The 21,193-nt window shown below is 71.5% G+C and carries 22 protein-coding genes and 1 riboswitch; of the genes, 12 read left to right on the top strand and 10 right to left on the bottom strand.

Features of this window, described 5'->3' with window-relative positions:
* Positions 1-99 precede the first annotated feature (99 nt).
* From macS to ACIQI8_RS11755, 3 genes are all read left to right on the top strand, one after another.
* Positions 100-1,335, top strand: a complete 1,236-nt coding sequence (gene macS, locus ACIQI8_RS11765) for a MacS family sensor histidine kinase (protein WP_402347699.1) — start codon at positions 100-102, stop codon at positions 1,333-1,335.
* Positions 1,332-2,006: a response regulator transcription factor gene (locus ACIQI8_RS11760; protein WP_124004233.1), complete on the top strand. Its 675-nt coding sequence runs from the start codon at positions 1,332-1,334 to the stop codon at positions 2,004-2,006. Before macS ends, ACIQI8_RS11760 begins: the two co-directional genes overlap by 4 nt.
* Positions 2,007-2,138: 132 nt before the next feature.
* The gene (locus ACIQI8_RS11755) at positions 2,139-3,167 is read left to right on the top strand and encodes a 6-phosphofructokinase (RefSeq protein WP_402347696.1); all 1,029 of its coding nucleotides are present in this window, start codon (positions 2,139-2,141) and stop codon (positions 3,165-3,167) included.
* 75 nt (positions 3,168-3,242) lie between these two features.
* Here ACIQI8_RS11755 and ACIQI8_RS11750 read toward each other — a convergent pair whose 3' ends face one another.
* Positions 3,243-5,126, bottom strand: coding sequence for an anthranilate synthase family protein (locus ACIQI8_RS11750; RefSeq protein WP_402347693.1), 1,884 nt, complete (start codon positions 5,124-5,126; stop codon positions 3,243-3,245).
* Positions 5,127-5,217: 91 nt separating this feature from the next.
* Complete coding sequence (locus tag ACIQI8_RS11745; RefSeq protein WP_071528813.1) at positions 5,218-5,274, bottom strand: trp operon leader peptide; 57 nt, start codon at positions 5,272-5,274, stop codon at positions 5,218-5,220.
* Between the two features lie 94 nt (positions 5,275-5,368).
* Between ACIQI8_RS11745 and ACIQI8_RS11740 the strand changes: the two genes are divergently transcribed.
* Positions 5,369-6,721, top strand: coding sequence for a class II 3-deoxy-7-phosphoheptulonate synthase (locus ACIQI8_RS11740; protein ID WP_402347690.1), 1,353 nt, complete (start codon positions 5,369-5,371; stop codon positions 6,719-6,721).
* 163 nt (positions 6,722-6,884) lie between these two features.
* Complete coding sequence (locus ACIQI8_RS11735; RefSeq protein ID WP_402347687.1) at positions 6,885-7,151, top strand: bacterioferritin-associated ferredoxin; 267 nt, start codon at positions 6,885-6,887, stop codon at positions 7,149-7,151.
* A gap of 36 nt (positions 7,152-7,187) precedes the next feature.
* On the opposite strand, the gene bfr is transcribed toward ACIQI8_RS11735, so the two are convergent.
* Entirely contained in the window at positions 7,188-7,664 is a 477-nt protein-coding gene (gene bfr / locus ACIQI8_RS11730; protein WP_318015804.1) for a bacterioferritin, read from the bottom strand.
* A 179-nt stretch (positions 7,665-7,843) separates the two neighbouring features.
* Between bfr and ACIQI8_RS11725 the strand changes: the two genes are divergently transcribed.
* Entirely contained in the window at positions 7,844-8,476 is a 633-nt protein-coding gene (locus tag ACIQI8_RS11725; protein WP_402347683.1) for a sulfite oxidase-like oxidoreductase, read from the top strand.
* A gap of 3 nt (positions 8,477-8,479) precedes the next feature.
* Here ACIQI8_RS11725 and ACIQI8_RS11720 read toward each other — a convergent pair whose 3' ends face one another.
* The 6 genes from ACIQI8_RS11720 to thiO all read right to left on the bottom strand — a co-directional run bounded on the left by ACIQI8_RS11720 (position 8,480) and on the right by thiO (position 14,288).
* On the bottom strand, positions 8,480-9,043 hold the full coding sequence (locus ACIQI8_RS11720) for a DUF4396 domain-containing protein (protein WP_402347680.1): 564 nt from the start codon (positions 9,041-9,043) through the stop codon (positions 8,480-8,482).
* 84 nt (positions 9,044-9,127) lie between these two features.
* Entirely contained in the window at positions 9,128-10,000 is an 873-nt protein-coding gene (locus ACIQI8_RS11715; protein WP_402347677.1) for a deoxyribonuclease IV, read from the bottom strand.
* 88 nt (positions 10,001-10,088) lie between these two features.
* Positions 10,089-12,020, bottom strand: coding sequence for a Stk1 family PASTA domain-containing Ser/Thr kinase (gene pknB, locus ACIQI8_RS11710; protein ID WP_402347674.1), 1,932 nt, complete (start codon positions 12,018-12,020; stop codon positions 10,089-10,091).
* 118 nt (positions 12,021-12,138) lie between these two features.
* Complete coding sequence (locus ACIQI8_RS11705) at positions 12,139-12,933, bottom strand: thiazole synthase (RefSeq protein WP_402347671.1); 795 nt, start codon at positions 12,931-12,933, stop codon at positions 12,139-12,141.
* Positions 12,934-12,936: 3 nt separating this feature from the next.
* On the bottom strand, positions 12,937-13,137 hold the full coding sequence (thiS, locus tag ACIQI8_RS11700; protein WP_402347668.1) for a sulfur carrier protein ThiS: 201 nt from the start codon (positions 13,135-13,137) through the stop codon (positions 12,937-12,939).
* Positions 13,134-14,288, bottom strand: a complete 1,155-nt coding sequence (thiO, locus tag ACIQI8_RS11695) for a glycine oxidase ThiO (protein ID WP_402347665.1) — start codon at positions 14,286-14,288, stop codon at positions 13,134-13,136. The genes thiS and thiO overlap by 4 nt, the downstream gene beginning before the upstream one ends.
* Positions 14,286-14,397, bottom strand: a riboswitch (TPP riboswitch). It overlaps the preceding gene by 3 nt.
* A 53-nt stretch (positions 14,398-14,450) precedes the next feature.
* On the opposite strand from thiO, the gene ACIQI8_RS11690 reads away from it, so the two are divergent.
* The 6 genes from ACIQI8_RS11690 (at position 14,451) to ACIQI8_RS11665 (ending at position 19,610) form a co-directional block, all read left to right on the top strand.
* Positions 14,451-14,801 carry a hypothetical protein gene (locus tag ACIQI8_RS11690; protein ID WP_402347662.1) on the top strand — a complete coding sequence of 117 codons (351 nt, stop codon included), beginning with the start codon at positions 14,451-14,453 and terminating at the stop codon, positions 14,799-14,801.
* 32 nt (positions 14,802-14,833) lie between these two features.
* Entirely contained in the window at positions 14,834-16,081 is a 1,248-nt protein-coding gene (locus ACIQI8_RS11685; protein ID WP_402347659.1) for an NAD(P)/FAD-dependent oxidoreductase, read from the top strand.
* A 234-nt stretch (positions 16,082-16,315) separates the two neighbouring features.
* Positions 16,316-16,687, top strand: coding sequence for an Rv2175c family DNA-binding protein (locus ACIQI8_RS11680; protein WP_402347656.1), 372 nt, complete (start codon positions 16,316-16,318; stop codon positions 16,685-16,687).
* A gap of 139 nt (positions 16,688-16,826) precedes the next feature.
* Positions 16,827-17,474, top strand: coding sequence for a thiamine phosphate synthase (thiE, locus tag ACIQI8_RS11675; RefSeq protein WP_402347653.1), 648 nt, complete (start codon positions 16,827-16,829; stop codon positions 17,472-17,474).
* A gap of 175 nt (positions 17,475-17,649) precedes the next feature.
* Positions 17,650-18,573 (top strand): methylenetetrahydrofolate reductase [NAD(P)H], encoded by a 924-nt coding sequence (gene metF, locus ACIQI8_RS11670; RefSeq protein WP_402347650.1) that lies wholly within the window; start codon positions 17,650-17,652, stop codon positions 18,571-18,573.
* A 56-nt stretch (positions 18,574-18,629) separates the two neighbouring features.
* Complete coding sequence (locus tag ACIQI8_RS11665; protein WP_402347647.1) at positions 18,630-19,610, top strand: hypothetical protein; 981 nt, start codon at positions 18,630-18,632, stop codon at positions 19,608-19,610.
* Positions 19,611-19,642: 32 nt separating this feature from the next.
* On the opposite strand, the gene ACIQI8_RS11660 is transcribed toward ACIQI8_RS11665, so the two are convergent.
* Positions 19,643-21,178 (bottom strand): phytoene desaturase family protein, encoded by a 1,536-nt coding sequence (locus ACIQI8_RS11660; RefSeq protein ID WP_402347644.1) that lies wholly within the window; start codon positions 21,176-21,178, stop codon positions 19,643-19,645.
* Positions 21,179-21,193: the final 15 nt, after the last annotated feature.

Below are 21,193 nucleotides of genomic sequence, written 5' to 3'. Positions count from 1 at the left end.
TCGGTAGAAGTCCGGGTCCTGGGCGTCGGGACACGGCAGGCTGGGGGCGTGCGGGTGGTTGCGCAAGGGCGCGCGGGAGTGCGTGGAGGGGGACAGGGCATGGCCAAGCGCGAGCAAGTGATGAGGATGTCGGTCGAGCAGCCGCTGTGGCGCGCGCTGACCGCGTACCGGGTGCTCACGATGCTGTACGCGGTCGGCCTGTTCGCCACCGCCTACGACGAGTACGACCGGGCCGGGATCGCCATCGCGTACTTCGTCGTCCTGTTCGTCTGGACCCTCGCCACCCTGCCCCGCATCCAGAACGCCGTCGCCTGCACCAAGCGCTTCCTCGCCGTCGACCTCTCCATCGCGCTCATCGGCATCCTGCTCACCCCGCTCGTCGCCGACGACCACCACGTCAACAGCGGCGGACCCACCCTGCCTTCGATATGGACCGCGGGATCCGTCCTCGCGTTCGCCATCAAAGGCGGCTGGCGCTGGGCCGCCTTCGCCTCCACGCCCGTCGCCGTCGCCAACCTGATCGAGCGCGGCTCCCCCGCCCGCGACACCGTCCACAACGTGATCCTCGTCTGGGTCGCCTCCATCGCCATCGGCTACGTCGTCGAGGTCGCCCGCGCCTCCGAGCGCACCCTCGCCCGCGCCCTGGAGATCGAGGCCGCCACCCGGGAGCGGGAGCGGCTGGCCCGGGACATCCACGACGGTGTGCTCCAGGTGCTGGCCATGGTGCAGCGGCGCAGTCTGAGCCTGGGCGGCGAGGCGGCCGAGCTGGGCCGGATGGCCGGCGAGCAGGAGGTCGCGCTGCGCATGCTGGTCTCCGGCGGCCTGGTGCCCGTATCGCACGCTTCGGAGGACGCGGCCCAGGGCGCGGTCGTACGAGCGGTGGAGGCGCCCGAGGAGGACGACGGTCCCGTCGATCTGCGGACCCTGCTCGCCCCCTACGCCGCCGCGAAGGTCGGCTTCGCCGAGCCCGGCGCGCCCGTGCCGCTGCCCGCGCCGGCCGCGCGGGAACTGGCCGCCGCCGTCGGGGCCGCCCTGGACAACGTCCACCGGCACGCCGGCGAGGACGCGCGCGCGTGGATCCTGATCGAGGACGAACCCGACGAGGTCGTGGTGACCGTACGGGACGACGGACCCGGCATCCCCGAGGGACGGCTCGCCCAGGCCGAGGGGGAGGGCCGGCTGGGGGTCGCCCTGTCGATCCGCGGCCGGCTGCGCGAACTCGGCGGCAGCGCCGAACTGATCTCGGTGCCCGGCCAGGGCACGGAGGTCGAGCTGAAGGTGCCCAAAGAACCCAAGACGGACCGTGCGAAGGACGGGAAGGCGGAGCGGCGATGAGTGAGCAGGGCCCGATCAGGGTCATGGTGGTCGACGACCACCCGATGTGGCGCGACGCCGTCGCCCGCGACCTGGCCGCGTCCGGCTTCGAGGTGGTCGCCACCGCGGGCGACGGCGACCAGGCCGTACGCCGCGCGAAGGCCGTCGGCCCCGACGTCCTCGTCCTCGACCTCAACCTGCCGCTGAAGCCCGGGGTCCAGGTCTGCAAGGAGCTGGTCGGCCACAACCCCGCCCTGCGCGTCCTGGTCCTGTCCGCGAGCGGCGAGCACGCCGACGTCCTGGAGGCCGTGAAGTCCGGCGCGACCGGCTACCTCCTCAAGTCCGCGTCGACCGAGGAACTGCTGGACGCGGTGCGCCGCACGGCCGTCGGCGACCCGGTGTTCACGCCGGGCCTGGCCGGACTGGTCCTCGGCGAGTACCGCCGCCTCGCCTCCGACCCGGCACCGGCCGCCGGCAGCGACGAGCCCAAGGCCCCGCAGCTCACCGACCGCGAGACCGAGGTGCTGCGCCTGGTCGCCAAGGGCCTGAGCTACAAGCAGATCGCCGAACGCCTGGTCATCTCCCACCGCACGGTCCAGAACCACGTACAGAACACCCTCGGCAAGCTCCAGCTGCACAACCGGGTCGAGCTGGTCCGGTACGCCATCGAGCGCGGTCTGGACGACGAGTAGCGGCACGCGCGCGCCGAGAAACGGCCGAACAGGCCGACGCTTCAGCGGAATTGACCTTCCCACCCATCCCGCTGTGACCTGGATCACCATTAGCGTGGCTGTCACAGGAAACTGCGGCGAAGGGAATCTTCCATGCGCGTCGGAGTACTGACCGGAGGCGGCGACTGCCCCGGGCTCAACGCCGTCATCCGGGGCATCGTCCGCAAGGGCGTTCAGGAGTACGGCTACGACTTCGTCGGCTTCCGGGACGGCTGGCGGGGTCCACTGGAGAACGACAGCGTGCGTCTCGACATCCCCGCCGTGCGCGGCATCCTGCCCCGCGGCGGCACCATCCTCGGCTCCTCCCGCACCAACCCCCTCAAACAGGAGGACGGCATCCGCCGGGTCAAGGAGAACCTGGCCGAGCAGGAGGTCGAGGCGCTCATCGTGATCGGCGGCGAGGACACCCTCGGCGTCGCCGCGAAACTGTCCGACGACCACGGCGTGCCCTGTGTGGGCGTGCCCAAGACCATCGACAACGACCTCTCCGCCACCGACTACACCTTCGGCTTCGACACCGCGGTCGGCATCGCCACCGAGGCCATCGACCGCCTGCACACCACCGCCGAGTCCCATATGCGCGTCCTGGTCTGCGAGGTGATGGGCCGCCACGCGGGCTGGATAGCGATCCACTCCGGCCTCGCCGGCGGCGCCAACGTCATCCTCATCCCCGAACAGCGCTTCGACGTCGAGCAGGTGTGCTCCTGGATCACCTCCCGTTTCCAGGCCACGTACGCCCCGATCGTGGTCGTCGCCGAGGGCGCGATGCCCAAGGACGGCGACATGGTGCTCAAGGACGGGACGCTGGACTCCTTCGGGCACGTCCGGCTCTCCGGGGTCGGCGAGTGGCTGGCCAAGGAGATCGAGAAGCGCACCGGCCACGAGGCCCGCACCACCGTCCTCGGACACATCCAGCGCGGCGGCACGCCCAGCGCCTTCGACCGCTGGCTCGCCACCCGCTTCGGCCTGCACGCCATCGACGCCGTCCACGACGGTGACTTCGGCAAGATGGTCGCCCTGCGCGGCACGGACATCGTCCGCGTCCCGATCGCGGAGGCCACGGCCCAGCTGAAGACGGTGGATCCGGCGCTGTACGAGGAGGTGGGGGTCTTCTTCGGCTGACCTCCTCGACCGACCGGCGCGGGTGGGTCATGGGTCGCGAATGCGCCGCATCGCGCCCATGACCCATCAGGCCGCCTACTTCGCCGAGGGGGTCCTCGTGCCGCGCAGCTGACCGATCAACTCCCTTACCACCGCTGCCCCGTTGAGCGTCAGCACCGACTCCGGGTGGAACTGCACGCCCGCGAATCCGGGTGCGCGCAGGGCGTGCACCTCACCGCCCGCGGCCCGGCTCACCTCGATCCCGTGCGCGGCCAGCTCGGTCAGCTCCTCGTCGTCGCAGCGCGCCACGAAGCTGTTGTAGAAGCCGACGGTCTCGGTCCGTCCGAACAGGTCGATCGCCGTCTGCGCGCCCTGGTACGGGACTTCCTTCCGTACGATCTCCAGGCCCAGCTCGGCCGCGATCAGCTCGTGCCCGAGGCAGACGCCGAGCACGCCGTGCCGGTTGTCCTGAAGGACCCGCGCGGTCAGGTCCCGCAGGAACCTCATCTTGGGGTCGGCCGTGTCGGAGGGGTCGCCGGGACCGGGGCCGAGGACGACCGGGCCCTCGTGCGCGAGCACCGCCTCCCGCAGTCCCGGCTCGTCGTACCGCCGCACGGTGACATCGAGCCCGCCGGAGCGCAGCACGTGCGCGAGCATCGCCGTGAACGTGTCCTCGCCGTCGACGACCAGGGCGTGTCCCTCCAGGGCGTCCGTCCGCTCCTGCATCCGCAGCCAAAAGGGGGCGAGGGAGGCCCGGCGCCCGTCGAGCGCGGCACGCACGCGTGGATCGTCGGCGAGACTCACGCGCGCGTGCTCCTCGCGCGGCCGTGCGGGACGTACGCCCAGGGCCGCCAGCACACCCGCCGCCTTCGCGTGGGTCTCCGCGACCTCGCTCGCCGGGTCCGAACCGCGCACGAGGGTCGCGCCGACCGGCACGCGCAGGCGCCCGTCGGCGGAGATGTCGGCGGTGCGGATGAGGATGGGGGAGTCGAGGGTCTGGGCTCCGCCGGAGTCCCGGCCGAGCAGCGCGAGCGCGCCCGCGTAGTAGCCGCGGCCCACACCGTCCCGCCCGAGGGGCTCATACCGCTCGATGACCCGGCAGGCGTTCTGCACGGGCGACCCGGTGACGGTCGCCGCGAACATGGTCTCCTTCAGGACCTCCCGCGCGTCCAGGGACGACTTGCCGCGCAACTCGTACTCCGTGTGCGCGAGATGGGCCATCTCCTTCAGCCGCGGTCCGATCACGACCCCGCCCATGTCGCCGACGGTGCACATCATCTTGAGCTCCTCGTCGACGACCATCGACAGCTCCTCGATCTCCTTGCCGTCGGCGAGGAAGCCCAGCAGGTGCTCGGGGGTGGGTCCTTCGGCGGGATAGCGGTACGTGCCGCTGATCGGGTTCATCACGACCGTGCCGCCGGACATCCGCACGTGCACCTCGGGGCTCGCGCCGACCAGCGTGCGCTCCCCGGTGTGCACGACGAACGTCCAGTACGCGCCCCGCTCGCCCTGGAGCAGCCGCCGGAACAGCGCGAGCGCGTCGGCCCGCCCGAATCCCGGGATCGCGCCCTCGTACGTCCGCCGGATCACGAAGTTGGCGCCCTCGCCGCTGCCGATCTCCTCGCGCAGCACGCGCCCGACGATCCCGGCGTACTCCTCGTCGGCCACGTCGAAACCGCCGTCCTCGACGCGCACGTCGTGCGCCGGGAGTTGGGCCAGCGCGTCGGTGAGCGGGATCCCGTACGACTCCTCGGGAACCAGGACCGCCAGTGGCGTGCCGTCGTCGCGGACGTCGAAGCCGCGTTCCCGGATCTGCCGGAAGGGGATCAGGGCCAGGCCCTCGTCGGGGAGGTCGGCGAGGCGGTCGTAGGTGGTGACCGGGCCGCGGAACACCTCGACGGTGTTCTCGTCGTGGCCCGGTGTGCGCCGGCGCAGCAGGGCGAAAGGGCGGTCGTCGTGCAGCAGCTGTGTCAGGTCCATGGTTCCTCTGCCATCTGATCGGTGAGGAACGACCCCGGAAACGCCGAAGGCCGCCCTCGGGCGGCCTTCGCGAAGTCTTGCGTACGCGCAGTCAGTGGGCCGCCGGATGAGCGGTCCACCACCAGTTCTGGGTCGAGTGCGCGAACATGCGACGCACCTTACCCCACGTGCACCCGAGCGCGAGGTGTCTCATCTGTCGAGCCGCGCGGAAGCAGTTGGACACGACCCCGTAATGTTGAGGCGTGACCGTGAACGCTAAGACCAGCGCGAGCGCTGGCAACACCTGGCGAGATCTGCCCGCGGCGCAGCAGCCCGAGTACCCCGACACCGAGGCTCTGCGCGCAGTGATCGCGGACCTCGAGTCGTATCCGCCGCTCGTCTTCGCGGGCGAGTGCGACCAGCTGCGCGCCCGGTTGGCTGCCGTCGCCAAGGGAGAGGCGTTCCTCCTCCAGGGCGGCGACTGCGCCGAGGCCTTCGACGCGGTGTCCGCCGACCACATCCGTAACAAGCTCAAGACCCTGCTCCAGATGGGCGCCGTGCTGACGTACGCCGCCTCGGTGCCGGTGGTCAAGGTCGGGCGCATCGCCGGCCAGTACTCCAAGCCGCGCTCCAAGAGCACCGAGACGCGCAACGGCGTGACGCTGCCCACCTACCGCGGCGACTCGGTCAACGGCTTCGCCTTCGACGAGAAGTCCCGCATCCCGGACCCCGAGCGCCTCAAGCGGATGTACAACGCCTCGGCGTCGACGCTCAACCTGGTCCGCGCGTTCACCACCGGCGGCTACGCCGATCTGCGCCAGGTGCACGCCTGGAACCAGGACTTCGTGAAGTCCTCCCCGTCCGGCCAGCGCTACGAGCAGCTCGCGCGCGAGATCGACAGCGCGCTGAACTTCATGCGGGCCTGCGGCACGGACCCGGAGGAGTTCAAGACCGTCGAGTTCTACTCCTCGCACGAGGCGCTGCTGCTCGACTACGAGTCCGCTCTGACCAGGGTCGACTCCCGCACCGGGCAGCTGTACGACGTCTCCGGGCACATGGTGTGGGTCGGTGAGCGCACCCGTCAGCTGGACGGCGCGCACATCGAGTTCGCCTCGCGGATCCGCAACCCGATCGGCATCAAGCTGGGCCCGACGACGACGGCCGAGGACGCGCTGCAGTACATCGAGCGCCTCGACCCCGACCGTGAGCCCGGCCGGCTGACCTTCATCGTCCGCATGGGCGCCGACAAGGTCCGCGACCGGCTCCCCGAGCTGGTGGAGAAGGTCACGGCGTCCGGCGCGGTGGTGGCCTGGATCACGGACCCGATGCACGGCAACACCTACGAGGCGGCCTCCGGTCACAAGACCCGCCGCTTCGACGACGTGCTCGACGAGGTCAAGGGCTTCTTCGAGGTCCACAAGGGCCTGGGCACCCACCCGGGCGGCATCCACGTCGAGCTCACCGGCGACGACGTCACCGAGTGCGTGGGCGGCGGCGACGAGATCTTCGTCGACGACCTGCACCAGCGCTACGAGACGGCCTGCGACCCGCGGCTCAACCGCAGCCAGTCGCTTGACCTGGCCTTCCTCGTCGCCGAGATGTACAGGGACCAGTAGCAGATCAGTATCGGATTCACCTGTTACAGCAGTGTGCCGTGGGGCGGGGATCACATACGATCCCCGCCCCACGGCACTTTTGTGGCACGTGCGCGGCGGGTAAGGTTAGGTTAGCCTCACCGATTGTCGGGATGGCACGACTGATTTCGAACCCGCCCGGGAGGTGACCCGCGTGTACGTCTGCAACTGCTTCGGTGTGACCGAGGCGCAGGTCGCGAAGCACGCGGAGGGCGGTGCCTGCACCCCCCGGCAGATAGCGTCGGCCTGCAAGGCGGGCACCGACTGCGGGTCGTGCGTACGCCGTATCCAGGCGCTGCTGGGCCGGGGTGCCTGTCCGCGCAGCGAGCCTGCCGACCGGGGCGAGCCGGTGCTCACGGGGCTGGCCGCCACGGCGCCGGCCGCGCGGGCCGAGCTGGAGGACGCCGCCTAGGGCACACCTGGGACTTGCCCTGGGATCCGAGAGGTCTCAGCTGGGCTGCTCGATCTGCTGCGCGATGTAGAGCGCCTCGCCGAGCTGCTCGATCAGCTGGAGCTGGGTGTCGAGGTAGTCGATGTGGTGCTCCTCGTCCTCGAGGATGTCCTCGAAGATGTTCGCCGACGTGATGTCGCCCTTGGCGCGCATCACCTCGATCCCGCGCTTGAGGCGGTCGATCGCCTCGACCTCCACCTGCCGGTCCGCCTGGAACATCTCGGTGACCGTCTGACCGACCCGGACGTGGAACAGCCGCTGGTAGTTCGGCAGACCGTCGAGCATCAGGATGCGCTCGGTGATCTTGTCCGCGTGCTTCATCTCGTCGATGGATTCTTCACGCGTGTACTTGGCGAGCTTGGTCCAGCCGTTGTTGTCCTGGATGCGGTAGTGCAGCCAGTACTGGTTGATCGCGGTCAGCTCACCGGTGAGCTGCTCGTTCAGGAACTCGAGGACCTCGGGGTCGCCCTGCATCGCAGAGGCTCCTTCCAAAACAAGGGGAACTGGCGGGTTGCGCCGCATCCTTGCACCGCGAACGGAAGATCGTCCAGTAAGTCTTCACTTAGTAAGTAAGGGCAGGCTTAGTCCGATTTCGGGCGGATTGAGAGGATGTTGGTCCGATGCACCGCCTCCGGTCTGTCAGGATGGAGGGCATGGGTCAGTCGGTGCAGCGGGGAAGCGGTGAAGCGGCCCACTTCGAGCTACCGCCGGGTCAGCGACTGCAACGCGGCTGGCCGGTCACCCATTACGGCCCCGTCCCCAAGTTCCGGCCCGAGCGCTGGGAGTTCCGGGTCTTCGGCGCCACCGCGGACAGCGAGAAACACTGCTGGAACCACGAGGAGTTCACGGCTCTGCCGTACGACACCGTCGTGGGCGACCTGCACTGCGTCACGAAGTTCAGCATGCTCGGCGCCGAATGGGGCGGCATTCCCGCCCGGGCGATCCTGGACATCGCCCCGCCCGCGCAGGCGGTCACGCATGTGATGGTCTGGGCCGAGTACGGCTTCAGCTCCAACCTCCGCCTCGCCGACTTCGCCGCCGAGAGCACGATCTTCGCCACCCACAAGGACGGCGAACTGCTGACCGCGGAGCACGGCTTCCCGCTGCGCCTGGTCGTCCCCCATCTGTACGCATGGAAGGGACCCAAATGGGTCCGCGGCGTGGAGTACATGACCGCCGACCGCCGGGGTTTCTGGGAAGAGCGCGGCTACCACAACGTCGGTGACCCGTGGCGGGAGCAGCGGTACTCCTATCAGGAGGAGCTGGGGGACGGGCCCGAGGTCTGACGCTCAGTGGTGGTACTGGTGCACCACCGCGTGCCCCTTGCCCCGGCCGATCATCCACTTGTTGACCGGCACGGTGACCACGAAGGCGATCACCAGGGAGAGCGCCAGCGAGACCCAGAACAACGCGTCGGCCAGGTCCGCGTCCATCGCGTCCGGCCACAGCACGATGACGCCGTTGTCGATCAGCTCCATGACCGCGATCGACAGGGTGTCGGCGGCCAGCGCCACCCGGAACGCGGCGCGGAAGCCGAGGCCCGCCTTCAGCACTCCGCGCAGGGTGAGCGAGTAGCCGAAGAAGAACGCCAGGACGATCGCGAGGATCGTGGTCGGCAGGTTTCCCCAGCCGAACGCCGTGCCGATGACCATGCCGAGCACCTCGCCGATGGCACAGCCCGTGAGGCAGTGGAGGGTGGCCTGGACGGCGGTCTGCCAACTGGCGCCGCCGGTCGGCTGGTGCTGATGCTCGTGCCGGCCGTGGTCGTGCTGCTGGTCATGGCCGTGGTGCTGCTCGTGGCCGTGGTGCTGGTCGCGTTGCTGGTCGTGGTGTGCGTGTGCCTCGTGCTCCATGAGTGCCCCCAACGTCAGGTAGCGGTTCCTGCCTCACGCGGGAACCGTATACCCCCAGGGGGTATTTCCGACAGGTCGCGCCGGCTACGCGTCCCGGAGTTTCTTCAGCCGTTCCACGTCCGCCGCGTGGCCCTCCTTGCCGCCGGGTGTCTCGATGACCAGGGGAACGCCCTCGGTCGCCGGGTGGGTCGTCAGCGCGCGGAACGGCTCCTCGCCGATGTGGCCGGAGCCGATGTTCTCGTGCCGGTCCTTGTGCGCGCCCACGACGTCCTTGGAGTCATTGGCGTGGATCAGCTTGAGGCGGCCCTCGCCGACGGTGTCCACCAGCAGGTCGAGGGTCTGGTGCATGCCGGACGGGCCGGTCAGGTCGTGGCCCGCCGCGAAGATGTGGCAGGTGTCCAGGCAGACGCCCAGCTTCGGGTGCGCGTCCAGCGCCTCGAAGTACGGCCCGAAGTCCCAGGTCCGCGAGCACAGCGAGAAACCCTGTCCGGCCGTCGACTCCAGCAGCAGGAACGGGTCGTCGTCGTGGGTGAGTTCGTCGAGCAGCGGCAGCATGTGCTCGCGCACCTGACGCAGGGCCACGGACCGCTCCCGGCCCCCGGTCGCGCTGCCCGTGTGCATGACCACGCCGAGCGCCCCGATCTCCCGCCCCCGGCGCAGCGAGTGCCGCAGCGACTCCACCGACCTCTCGGCGGTGGCCTCGGTGTGCGAGCCGAAGTTGATCAGATACGGGGCATGGACGTACGCCGGGATCGACTCGGCCTCGCAGGCCGCGCGGAACTCCTCGTCCTGGCGCGGATTGCCGTCCGGCGTGGCCCAGCCGCGCGGGTTGGCGACGAAGACCTGCACGGTCTCGGCCTGCACCTCACGGGCGTAGGACAGCCCTACGGAGTTCAGACCGCCGGCCACGGGCACGTGACCGCCGACGGGGTTGCGGGAGGGGAACGGGCTCTTCACCGGTCCAGGGTGTCATGCGGTACGACCCGTTCCGGCACCGCGTCCTTGGGCGGGCGGCCCTCGTCCTGCGCCGGGCCGCCCGCGATGATCAGCGGATCTCGATGGTGATCGTCGACCCCTTGGGCGCCGTCTCCCCACCCTCCACGGACTGGCTCTTGACGGTGTCACCGAACAGGCCGAGCAGACCACGGTCCTCGTCGACCTGGAAGCCGGCGTCCTCCAGTGCCTGCTTCGCGTCGTCGACGCTGTCGCCGGTGACGTCCGGGACCTCGACCTGCTCCGGGCCCTTGGACACGGTCAGCGTCACCGTGTCGCCCTCGCCGGCCTGGCTGTCGGCCTCCGGGGTCTGCGCGGCGACCTGGCCCTCGTCGTACTCGGAGTTGACCCGCTCGGCGGCGACCTCGACCTTCAGGCCCGCCTCCTCCAGGTCGGCCTTCGCGTCGTCCAAGTCCTCGCCGGTGACGTCCGGGACGTCGACCGCGCTGCCCTTGCTGACCTTCAGCGCGATCGCCGCGCCGGCGTGCCGCTCGGTGCCCTCCGCCGGGTCCGTGGAGATCACGGCACCCTTGGGGACGTCGTCGTCGAACTCCCGGGTGACCATGCCCGGTTCGAGGCCGTCCGTCTTCAGCCGGGCCTTCGCCTTGTCGAGGGCGTAGCCCTTCAGCGAGGGGACCGGCACGATCTCCGGGCCGTCGGAGATCGTCAGGGACACCGAGGCGTTGTCGCGGATCCGGGTGCCGGGCACGGGGTCCGTGCTGATGACCGTGCCCCGCTTCACCGTGTCGCTGTAGGCGTGCTTGACCGACCCGAGGTCCAGACCGGCGTCGCTGAGCTGCTCGCTCGCCTGGACCTGTGTCTTCGCCAGCACCGCCGGGACCTTGGTGAACTGGCCGGAGTTGATGTACCAGAGGCCCGTGCCGACGCCGAGGACCAGCAGGATCGCGACGACGATCGCGAGCGGCCCGCGCCGGACACCGCGGCCCGTGCGCCGCCTGGGCGGCAGGGGCGGGGGCGAGGCCAGCACGCTGGTGTGGTGCAGGTCCCGCCGTTCCTCGTCCTCGTTCACCGGCAGCCGGCGTGGCACGGTCAGCGAGCGCGGGATCACGCTCGTACGGTCCTCGGCGATGTCCCGGTCCGTCGTGAGCGCCTGGGGCGGGATCGCGTCGAGCTGGTCCTCGCGGAGGGCGGCGCGCGTCTCACGGGCGTGCGCGAGCAGCGCCACCGCGTCGTAGGGGCGCAGCTCGGGGGTGCGGGCGGTGGCCGTGGCGACCAGCTCGTCCAGCTCGTACGCCAGACCCGGCACGACGGCCGAGGGCGGGGGCACGTCCTCGTGGATGTGCTTGTAGAGGACGGTGGCGGGGGAGTCGCCGTAGTGCGGGCGCTCGCCGGTCAGCATCTCGTACAGGACGACACCGCACGCGTACACGTCGACGCGGGGGTCGGCGGTGCCGCGCTCGATCTGCTCGGGCGCGAGGTAGGAGACGGTGCCGAGGACGGCGTTGGTGGTGCTGGTGACCGTGTCCACGGAACGGACGAGCCCGAAGTCGGCGACCTTGACCCGGCCGTCGTCCCCTATGAGCACGTTCTCCGGCTTCATGTCCCGGTGCACGAACCCCGCGCGGTGCGCGGCGCCGAGCGCCGCCAGCACCGGCTCCAGGATGTCCAGGGCGGCGCGCGGCTGCAGCGCCCCGCGCTCGCGCAGCACGTCGCGCAGGGTGCAGCCGGCGACGTACTCCATGGCGAGATAGACGTACGATCCCTCGGCGCCCTGGTCGAAGACCTGCACCACGTTCGGGTGGGCCAGCCGGGCGACCGACTTGGCCTCGCGGATGAACCGGTCGACGAACGAGACGTCGGCCGCGAGCGCGGGGTGCATCACCTTCAGCGCGAGCACGCGGTCGAGGCGGGTGTCCACGGCCCGGTAGACCGTGGCCATCCCGCCGACCGCGATCCGCGCGTCCACGCGGTAGCGCCCGTCGAGCACCTGCCCGACCAGAGGGTCCTGAAGGGTCGTATCCACGCAGGTGAGTGTACGAGCCGGGACCGACAGGCCTCTCGGTTCGGGCGATTTCGGGGCGTTACTGCAGCCGAGCTGTGACGGACGTCCCACCGGATTCCGGCCATGCTCGAACGTGTGTTCAGAACGCGGGGCGCTCCGGATCCAGCCGCGCCAGCCCCTCCGTCGGGGACGAGGCGTCCGCGAAATGGCGCCGGGGAATGCGCCCCGCGAGGCGGGCCAGCCGCCCCGCCTCCACCGCGTGCCGCATCGCCTCGGCCATCAGCTGGGGCTCCTGCGCGCGGGTCACCGCCGAGGCGAGCATCACACCCGCGCAGCCCAGCTCCATCGCGAGCGCCGCGTCCGAGGCGGTGCCCGCGCCCGCGTCCAGGATCACCGGCACGCGCGCGTGCTCGACGATCAGCTGGAAGTTGTGCGGGTTGCGGATGCCGAGCCCGGAGCCGATGGGCGAGCCGAGCGGCATGACCGCCGCGCAGCCGACGTCCTCCAGCTTGCGGGCGAGGACCGGGTCGTCGTTCGTGTAGGGCAGCACCGTGAAGCCGTCGTCGACCAGGGTCTCGGCCGCGTCGAGCAGTTCGATCGGGTCGGGCAGCAGGGTGCGCTCGTCGGCGATGACTTCAAGTTTGACCAGATCGGTGCCGAGCGCCTCGCGCGCGAGGCGGGCGGTGAGGACGGCCTCGCCCGCGGTGAAGCAGCCGGCCGTGTTGGGCAGCACCCGGATGCCGAGCCGGTCCAGGACCGACAGCACCGAGCCGTGCACCGAGGGGTCCACGCGGCGCATCGCGACCGTCGTGAGCTCCGTGCCGGAGGCCACCAGCGACCGTTCCAGGACGTCCAGGCTGGGGGCGCCTCCGGTGCCCATGATCAGGCGGGAGGTGAAGGACGTACCGCCGAGGACGAAGGGGTCGTCGGCCATGGGTCAGCCTCCTTGGACGGCGGTGAGGACCTCGACGCGGTCCCCCTCGGCGAGGGACGTCGAGGACCACTGCCCGCGCGGGACGACGGTCTCGTTCAGGGCGGCGGCCACTCCCGAGGGGGCCGGGGTGAGGGCGCGTACGACGGTGTCGAGGGCCGTGCCGGGAGCGAACTCCCGGGACTCCCCGTTGACGGAGATGTTCATGCGGGCTGCTCCAGGAGCGCGAAACGCTTCGGGGTGAAGGGGCGGGCCTCGTCCGGGAGTTCACCGGTGGCGAGGGCGTGCGCCAGGGCGTCGCCGGTGACCGGGGTCAGCAGCACGCCGTTGCGGTAGTGCCCGGTGGCCAGCAGCAGCCCGGCGAGGGCGGTCGGGCCGAGCAGCGGGGCGTTGTCGGGGGAGCCGGGGCGCAGTCCCGCGCGGGTCTCCGTCAGCGGCAGCTCGGTGATGCCGGGGACCAGCTCGTGCGCGTCCCGCAGCAGCTCGTACACCCCGCCCGCGGTGACCGTCGTGTCCCAGCCCAGCTCCTCGCTGGTGGCGCCGACGACCAGCTCGCCGTTCTCGCGCGGCACCAGATAGACGTGGCTGCCGCGGACCATCGCGCGCACGGTACGGCTCAGGAAGGGCGCGTAGCGCCGCGGCACGGTGAGCCGCAGCACCTGGCCCTTCACCGGGCGCACCGGCGGCAGCACCTCGTCCGGCACCCCCGCGAGCCGCCCGCTGAGGCTGCCGGCGGCCAGCACGACCTGGTCCGCGTCCAGTTCGGTGCCGTCCGCGGTGGTGACCCCGGCGGCCCGGTCCCGTACGACCCGCAGGCGCTCGGTCCAGGTGCGGTGGAAGGTCACGCCGGCCCGCTCGCAGGCGGTCACCAGCGCGCCTGCCAGGCGCCGGGGGTCGATCTGGTGGTCGCCGTCGACACGCAGACCCCCGCGCACGCCCGGCGCGAGCATCGGCTCCAGGCGCCGGCATTCGCGCCCCGACAGCCACTCGGACTCCAGGCCCGACTGCCGTTGCAGGGCGTGCAGTTCGCGCAGATGGGCGCGGTCGTCGGCGTCCAGCGCGACGGCGAGCGTGCCGCAGCGGCGGTAGCCGAGGTCGTGGCCGGTGAGGTCGGTCAGCTCGGCCGCGAAGTCGGGATAGCGGCGGGCCGAGGCGAGGTTCAGGCCCAGCAGGGTCTGCTCGCCGTAGTGCAGCTCCGTGACGGCGGCCAGCATGCCGGCGGCCACCTGGGCGGCCCCGCCGCCGGGTTCGGGGTCCACGACGGCCGTCGCGAAGCCGCGCTGCGCGGCCCGCCACGCCGTGACCAGGCCGATGATTCCGCCCCCGATGACGAGGACGTCTGACGTACGTGACGACATGGGCGTCCAGCCCCTCCCTTCGCCGGCATGACCCGGATCAGGTTCGTACGGTCGGAGGCCGCCAGCCTCCCTCTCAGCCCGGTGCGTCCGGGCTCCCGCGAGTGCTTGTACGTTGGCCAGCCTAGCCCTTGATTCCGCGCCTCTGTAAGGGAGCCTTCCGCCATGGCCCGCTCGCTGGACGGCCTCGTCCTCGCCCCCGTCGCCGACCAGTCCGCAGGTCAGGTGGGTACCCGCACCCGCTTCACCTACCACGAGAAGGACGGCGAGATCTGGGCCGAGTACGCGGGCGGCGACGTCGTGCGCGGGCACCTCGTGGGCACTCGGTCAGGTGACCGGCTGGACTTCCGGTACGTGCAGCTGAGGACGGACGGGACGACGGCCTCGGGGCACTGCGTGTCGACGGTGGTGGAGACGCGGGACGGGCGCGTGCGCCTTGAGGAGACCTGGGAATGGGAGTCGGCGGCGGGCAGCGGGACGAGTGTTGTGGAGCAGGTCACTGAGCACGACTCCTGACTGACGATTTGTCAGGTGTCTATGGTGATCAGGTGAGCGAGCAGACGCGGGACAGCGAGCGGACGCGGGAAGAGGGCGCGTCACCGAAGCGGCGCGTGGTCGTCGTCGGCGCGGGCATGGCCGGGGTGCAGACCGCGGTCGCCCTCCGGGAACAGGGCTTCACCGGCGCTGTCACCGTGCTCGGCGCCGAACCCCATCAGCCCTACGACCGGCCGCCGCTGTCCAAGGCCGTCCTGCTGGGCAAGGCCGAGGGCTCCGCCTTCGACGTCGACTTTGAGGCGCTCGGCATCGAACTGCGCCTGGGCCGCGAGGTGTTGGGCGTCCGCCCCGCCGACCGGGAACTGGACACGGAGGCAGGACCGGTCCCGTACGACGTCCTGGTCCTGGCCACCGGCGCCGAACCGATCCGGCTGCCCGGCACCGACGGCGTGCCCGGCGTGCACCTGCTGCGCACCCTGGACGACGCCGAGCGGCTGCGCCCGGTGCTCGCCCGGCAGCACGACATCGTGGTCGTCGGCGCGGGCTGGATCGGCGCGGAGTTCGCCACCGCCGCGCGCGAGGCGGGCTGTGCGGTGACCGTCGTCGAGGCCGCCGACCGGCCGCTCGCGGGCGCGCTGCCCGCCGAGGTCGCGGAGCCGATGGCCGCCTGGTACGCCGACGCGGGCGTCACGCTGCGTACGCACGCACGCGTGGAGCGCGTCGAGCCCGGGGAGGTGGTCCTCTCCGACGGCTCCCGGCTGCCCGCGGGCGCGGTCGTCGTCGGCATCGGCGCCCGTCCCGCCACCGGCTGGCTCACCGGCTCCGGCATCGCACTCGGCGCCCACCGCGAGGTCCTCGCCGACGACCGCCTGCGCACCTCCACGCCGGACGTCTACGCGGTCGGCGACTGCGCGTCCTTCCCCTCGGGGCGGTACGGCGAGCGCCTGCTGGTCCACCACTGGGACAACGCCCTCCAGGGCCCGCGCACGGTCGCCGCGAACATCGTGGGCGAGGCGCCCGTGGTGTACGACCCCGTCCCGTACTTCTGGTCGGAGCAGTTCGGCCGCTTCGTCCAGTACGCCGGCCACCACCCGTCCGCCGACACGCTGCTGTGGCGCGGCGACCCGTCCGGACCCGCCTGGTCGGTGTGCTGGCTGCGCGAGAACCGCCTGGTCGCCCTGCTGGCGGTGGGCAGGCCGCGGGACCTGGCGCAGGGGCGGCGGCTGATCGAGGCGGGGGCCGAGATGGACCCGGGACTACTCGCGGACGCGGGGCGCCCGCTGAAGGCTGCGTTGGTCTGAGGCCGCGTTGGTCTGAGGCCGTGTCGGTCTGAGGCCGTGTCGGTCTGGGGTCCTGCCCTTTCCGGGGTCCTGCCGGTCCGGAGCAGCTCCGGTCCGGAGAGTGCGTCGGTCCGGAGCCGCGCCGGTCCGGAGCTGTGTCGGTCCGGAGAGTGCGTCGGCCCGAGGCCGTTGGAAAACCGCAGGTGGAAGGCGGCTGGCTTCCGACTGTCAGTCCGGGATGGCAGGCTTGTCGTCGTGACCGAGATTGACGCAAAGATCGATGCTCTCGTCCCCGCGTGGCTCACGCTCCCCGACATCGCCGAGCAGTTCGGCGTCGAGGTGACGCGTGTGCGGCAGCTGGTCAAGGACGGCCAGCTCATCGCCGTACGCCGTGGTGAGAACCGCGCGCTGCACGTCCCCGCCGCCTTCATCGACACGGTCGAGCAGAAGGTCGTCAAGGGCCTGACCGGGACCCTGACGCTGCTGCGGGACGACGGCTTCACGGACGAAGAGATGCTGGAGTGGCTCTTCACGCCCGACCCGAGCCTGCCCGGCACCCCCGCACAGGCCCTCGCCGAGAACCGCGGTACGGAGGTGAAGCGCCGCGCCCAGGCGCTCGCCGTCTGACGGGCACTACTGACCGACGGGCCGGGGCGGGCAAGGGGCCACGGCCGTGGCCGACCGCGGCCTCGGTGCGCGGCGGCGACCTCGTCCGACGGTCGCCGCTCCGCACCGCATGCCGCCGAACCCCGGGAGGGACCCGCACATGTCCGACACCGCACGCGCAGAGCTAGCCGACGCCCGTGTCTACCTCTGCACGGACGCCCGCAAGCGCCAGGGCGATCTGCCGGAGTTCCTCGACGCCGTGCTGGCAGGCGGCGTGGACATCGTGCAGTTGCGCGACAAGGGCATGGAGGCGGCCGAGGAACTGGAGCACCTGGCGGTCCTCGCCGAGGCCTGTGCCCGGCACGGCAGGCTCCTCGCGGTGAACGACCGCGCGGACGTCGCCCATGCCGCAGGTGCCGACGTCCTCCACCTCGGCCAGGGCGATCTCCCGGTCCCCGCGGCCCGCGCGATCCTCGGTGACGACGTCCTCATAGGCCGCTCCACGCACGCGGAGCCGGAGGCCGAGGCCGCCGCCGTCCAGGAGGGCGTCGACTACTTCTGCACCGGCCCCTGCTGGCCCACCCCCACCAAGCCCGGCCGGCACGCCCCAGGACTCGACCTGGTCCGGCACACCGCCGCCCTCGGCACAGACCGCCCCTGGTTCGCCATCGGCGGCATCGACCTCGGCAACCTCGACGAGGTGCTGGCGGCCGGCGCCCGCAGGGTGGTCGTCGTGCGGGCGATCACCGAGGCCGACGATCCCGGGGCAGCGGCGGCGGAGTTCGCGAAGCGGCTGCGGGAGGCGTGAGGGGACGGGTGGTCCGCGGGAGACCGCGGGGCCGCCCGGCCGTTGCCCGGTCGCCCGCCCGATTGCCTGCCCGGGTGTCCGTTCGGTTGTCCGATGGGTGGACAACCGGCAGACAATCCGGGCAAATATCCGGCATCCGGTTGGGTGACCGCCGCCCCCTGGTTAACCTGCGGGTATGGCTCTCGGAACCGCATCCACCAGGACGGACCACGCACGCACCGTGCGCGACATCCTGGCGTCCGGCAAGACGACGTACTCGTTCGAGTTCTCGGCGCCGAAGACCCCCAAGGGGGAGCGGAACCTGTGGGGCGCGCTGCGGAGGGTCGAGGCGGTCGCCCCGGACTTCGTCTCCGTGACGTACGGCGCCGGCGGCTCCACCCGCGCGGGCACCGTCAAGGAGACCCAGCAGATCGAGGCCGACACCACGCTCACCCCGGTCGCCCACCTCACCGCGGTCAACCACTCCGTCGCCGAACTGCGCAACATCATCGGCCAGTACGCCGACGCGGGGATCCGCAACATCCTCGCGGTGCGCGGCGATCCGCCCGGCGACCCCATGGCCGAGTGGGTGCCGCACCCGCGGGGCCTGACCTACGCGGCCGAACTGGTGCGGCTCATCAAGGAGTCCGGCGACTTCTGCGTCGGCGTCGCCGCCTTCCCGGAGATGCACCCGCGCTCCGACGACTGGGACAGTGATGTCGAGCACTTCGTCGACAAGTGCCGGGCCGGCGCCGACTACGCCATCACGCAGATGTTCTTCGAACCGGAGTCGTACCTACGCCTGCGCGACCGGGTGGCCGCCGCAGGCTGTGCCACCCCCGTCATCCCCGAGGTGATGCCGGTCACCAGCGTGAAGATGCTCGAACGGCTTCCACAGCTCAGCAACGCGGCGATCCCCTCCGTCCTGAAAGAGCGGATCCTCACAGCAAAAGACGATCCGGCCGCTGTACGCTCCATTGGGATCGAATTCGCCACGGAGTTCTGCGCGCGGTTGCTGGACGAAGGCGTGCCAGGACTGCACTTCATCACGCTCAACAACTCCACGGCGTCCCTGGAAATCTACGAAAACCTGGGCCTGCACCACCCCCCGCGGGCCTAGACCGGCCGCACAGACATACGACACACTGCGTAGCGGCCACTGGGAGAGGGGCGTACATGGGCTGGACGGTCCTCTACATCGCGTTCGGCATCGTCGCGCTATGGCTTCTTGGCGAGGTGCTGCTGCAGTACAAGGCGCGGCTGCGCTGGCGACTGCTCGCCTTCGTCGGCTTCCTCGGCGTCGTGCTCGGGGTGCTGATCCCCTCGGTCATCGTCATCGGACTGGGTGCCGCCGCGTTCGCGGTCGGGCAGACCTACGTCACGCTGTCGTTCCGCCGCGGCTTCGCCTCCGGCTGGGCGGTCAGCCGACCGGGCGCCGGTGATGACTCCAAGCGCCGCCGCGGCGAGCCCGACCTGGACCCGAACCTGGAGGTCTCCGACCTGCAGTCGGCCGACAGCGGTTACGGGGACGGCGGTTACGGCGACGAGCGGGCGGCCTACCGCCAGGACGCCGACGACTTCGACCGCGACGACGTCTTCGCACCGGCCCGCTCCGCGCAGCCCACGGCCGCCGAGTCCACCGCGGTCTACGAGCCGCAGCCGCTGCCCGACGACACCGGTTCCTACGGTGTCTACAGCGACGCCGCGTACGCCGCCGCCAACAACAACGACCAGTCCGGCGCCTACCCCGGCCAGGACCAGTACGCGACGGCCGCCCAGGGCGCCGACCAGAACTACGCGTACGACTACTCCGGCTACGACCAGCAGCAGTACGGCTACGACACCACAGGGCAGCAGCAGTACGCCGCCTACTCCGACCCGTACATCGGCACCCAGGCCTACGGCGGCGGGTACGACGCCGGCTACGACCAGTACGGCCAGCAGCAGGGCTACAGCCAGGACCAGTACGGCAACACCAGCTACGGCACGGACACCCCGGGCAACGGAGTGTGGGTCCCGCAGCAGCGCACCGACGAGTCCTACGGCGGCGAACTCCCGCCTGAGCAGGGGTACGGCTACCAAGACAGCGGCCAGGGTCAGCACGACGGCCAGGGCCAGCAGCAGCACGGGTACGACGAGCAGCAGTACCGTTTCTGACGTCTCAGCAGCGCTGCCTTCCGGGGCTCACCTCACTGCGAGCCCCGGAACTCCGGTCCCTCCACGATCAGTCCGGCCACCAGCGCGCCCGACATGCCCGCATGCGCGAGCCCGCCGCCCGGATGCGACCAGCCGCCGACGGTGAACAGACCGGGCAGGGCGGTGGTGTTGGCGGGGTGCAGCAACGCGCCGCCGGCAGCGGCCAGCGCGGGCGCCGGTACGGCTCCGTCTGCCACGCCGGTCGCGTCTGCTATGTCGGCAGGGGTGCGCACCTCGTGCCACAGCAGACGCTCTCGCAGCTCCGGTACGACCCGCTCGGCGACGTCGATCAGGTGCTGGGCGTGCGGCTCGTAGCCCTCGAACTCCGCTTGGACGGCGTCGAGTTGGGCCGGTACCACTGCCGTGAGCGTGATCGCCTCATGGTCGGCGTCCGGGACCAGGGCTGGATCGTCGGGGCGCAGGACGGTGACCGTGGGTCTGGTGACCGGCCCGGACGACGTGCCGGTGTTGGTGCCCGCGCCCGTGCCGAACAGCAGCTCCAGCTCCCGCTCGCGGTCCTCCGCGTGCACGACGGTCCGATGCGCCGTCCCCTCCGGCCGCCCGCCCCGCAGTGCCAGCAGGACCGACAGGCGGCTCGGCAGCCCGCGCTGCGGCGGGACCTCGCCGTCACCCCGAACCGCCGTACCCCGCATCCGGTCCAGCACGTCGGGCGCGACACCGGCGACCACGAAGTCGGCCTCCGCCACCGACCCGTCCGCCAACTCCACGCCCGCCGCCCGGCCGTCCTTCTCCAGGATCCCGGTGACCTCGTTGCCGAAGTGGAACTCGACCCGGCGGGCCAGGCACCGCTCGTACACCGCGCGCGCCAACTCCCGCAGCCCGCCCCGGACATACCAGGTGCCGAAGGCATGGTCGAGGTACGGCAGGACGGCCGCGCTCGCCGGAGCGACCCGCGGATCCAGGCCGTAGGCGAGCGCGTGGCTCTCCAGCAGGGCGGTCAGCCGGGGGTCGCGCAGCTCCCAGGCGCCGATCTCGGCGAGCGTGGCCGCCCGCCGGGTGCGCAGCAGCCGCTTGTGGGGGACCGAGGGGTAGGGCTCGCGCTCGCCCAGCACCGACCAGTCGGACCACAGGGGCTCCTCCAGGAGGGGCCGGCGGGTGCGGTCCCAGGCCTCGCGGGCCCGCACCAGGAAGTCGCCCCAGCGGTCGCCCGCGCCCGCGCCGAGCGCCTCGTCGAGGGCGGTGACCGCTCCCGCGCGCGAGGCGTTCGGCAGCGTGACCTCGGTGCCGTCCGCGAAGAGGTGCCGCGCGGACGGGTCGACCTGGACCAGCTCGACGCACGCCTCCAGCGGCTCCTTGCCGGTCTTCACGAACAGGTCGCGCCAGACCGCGGGCAACGGCAGCAGACCGGGGCCGGTGTCGAAGGCGAAGCCGTCCCGCTCGACGCGGCCCAGCGCTCCGCCGTACGTCTCCCCACGCTCGTACACCGCCACCCGGTGGCCCGCGACGGCCAGCCGGGCGGCGGCCGCCAGTGCGCCCATTCCGGCGCCGATCACCGTGATCCGTCCCATGCCCGCGACTTTATC

Origin of the sequence: Streptomyces sp. NPDC092369 (assembly GCF_044755245.1) — a bacterium.
In the GTDB taxonomy this organism is placed as follows: Bacteria; Actinomycetota; Actinomycetes; order Streptomycetales; family Streptomycetaceae; genus Streptomyces.
Note: the sequence above shows the minus strand (reverse complement) of the source record. Positions and strands in the feature narration are given on the sequence as shown.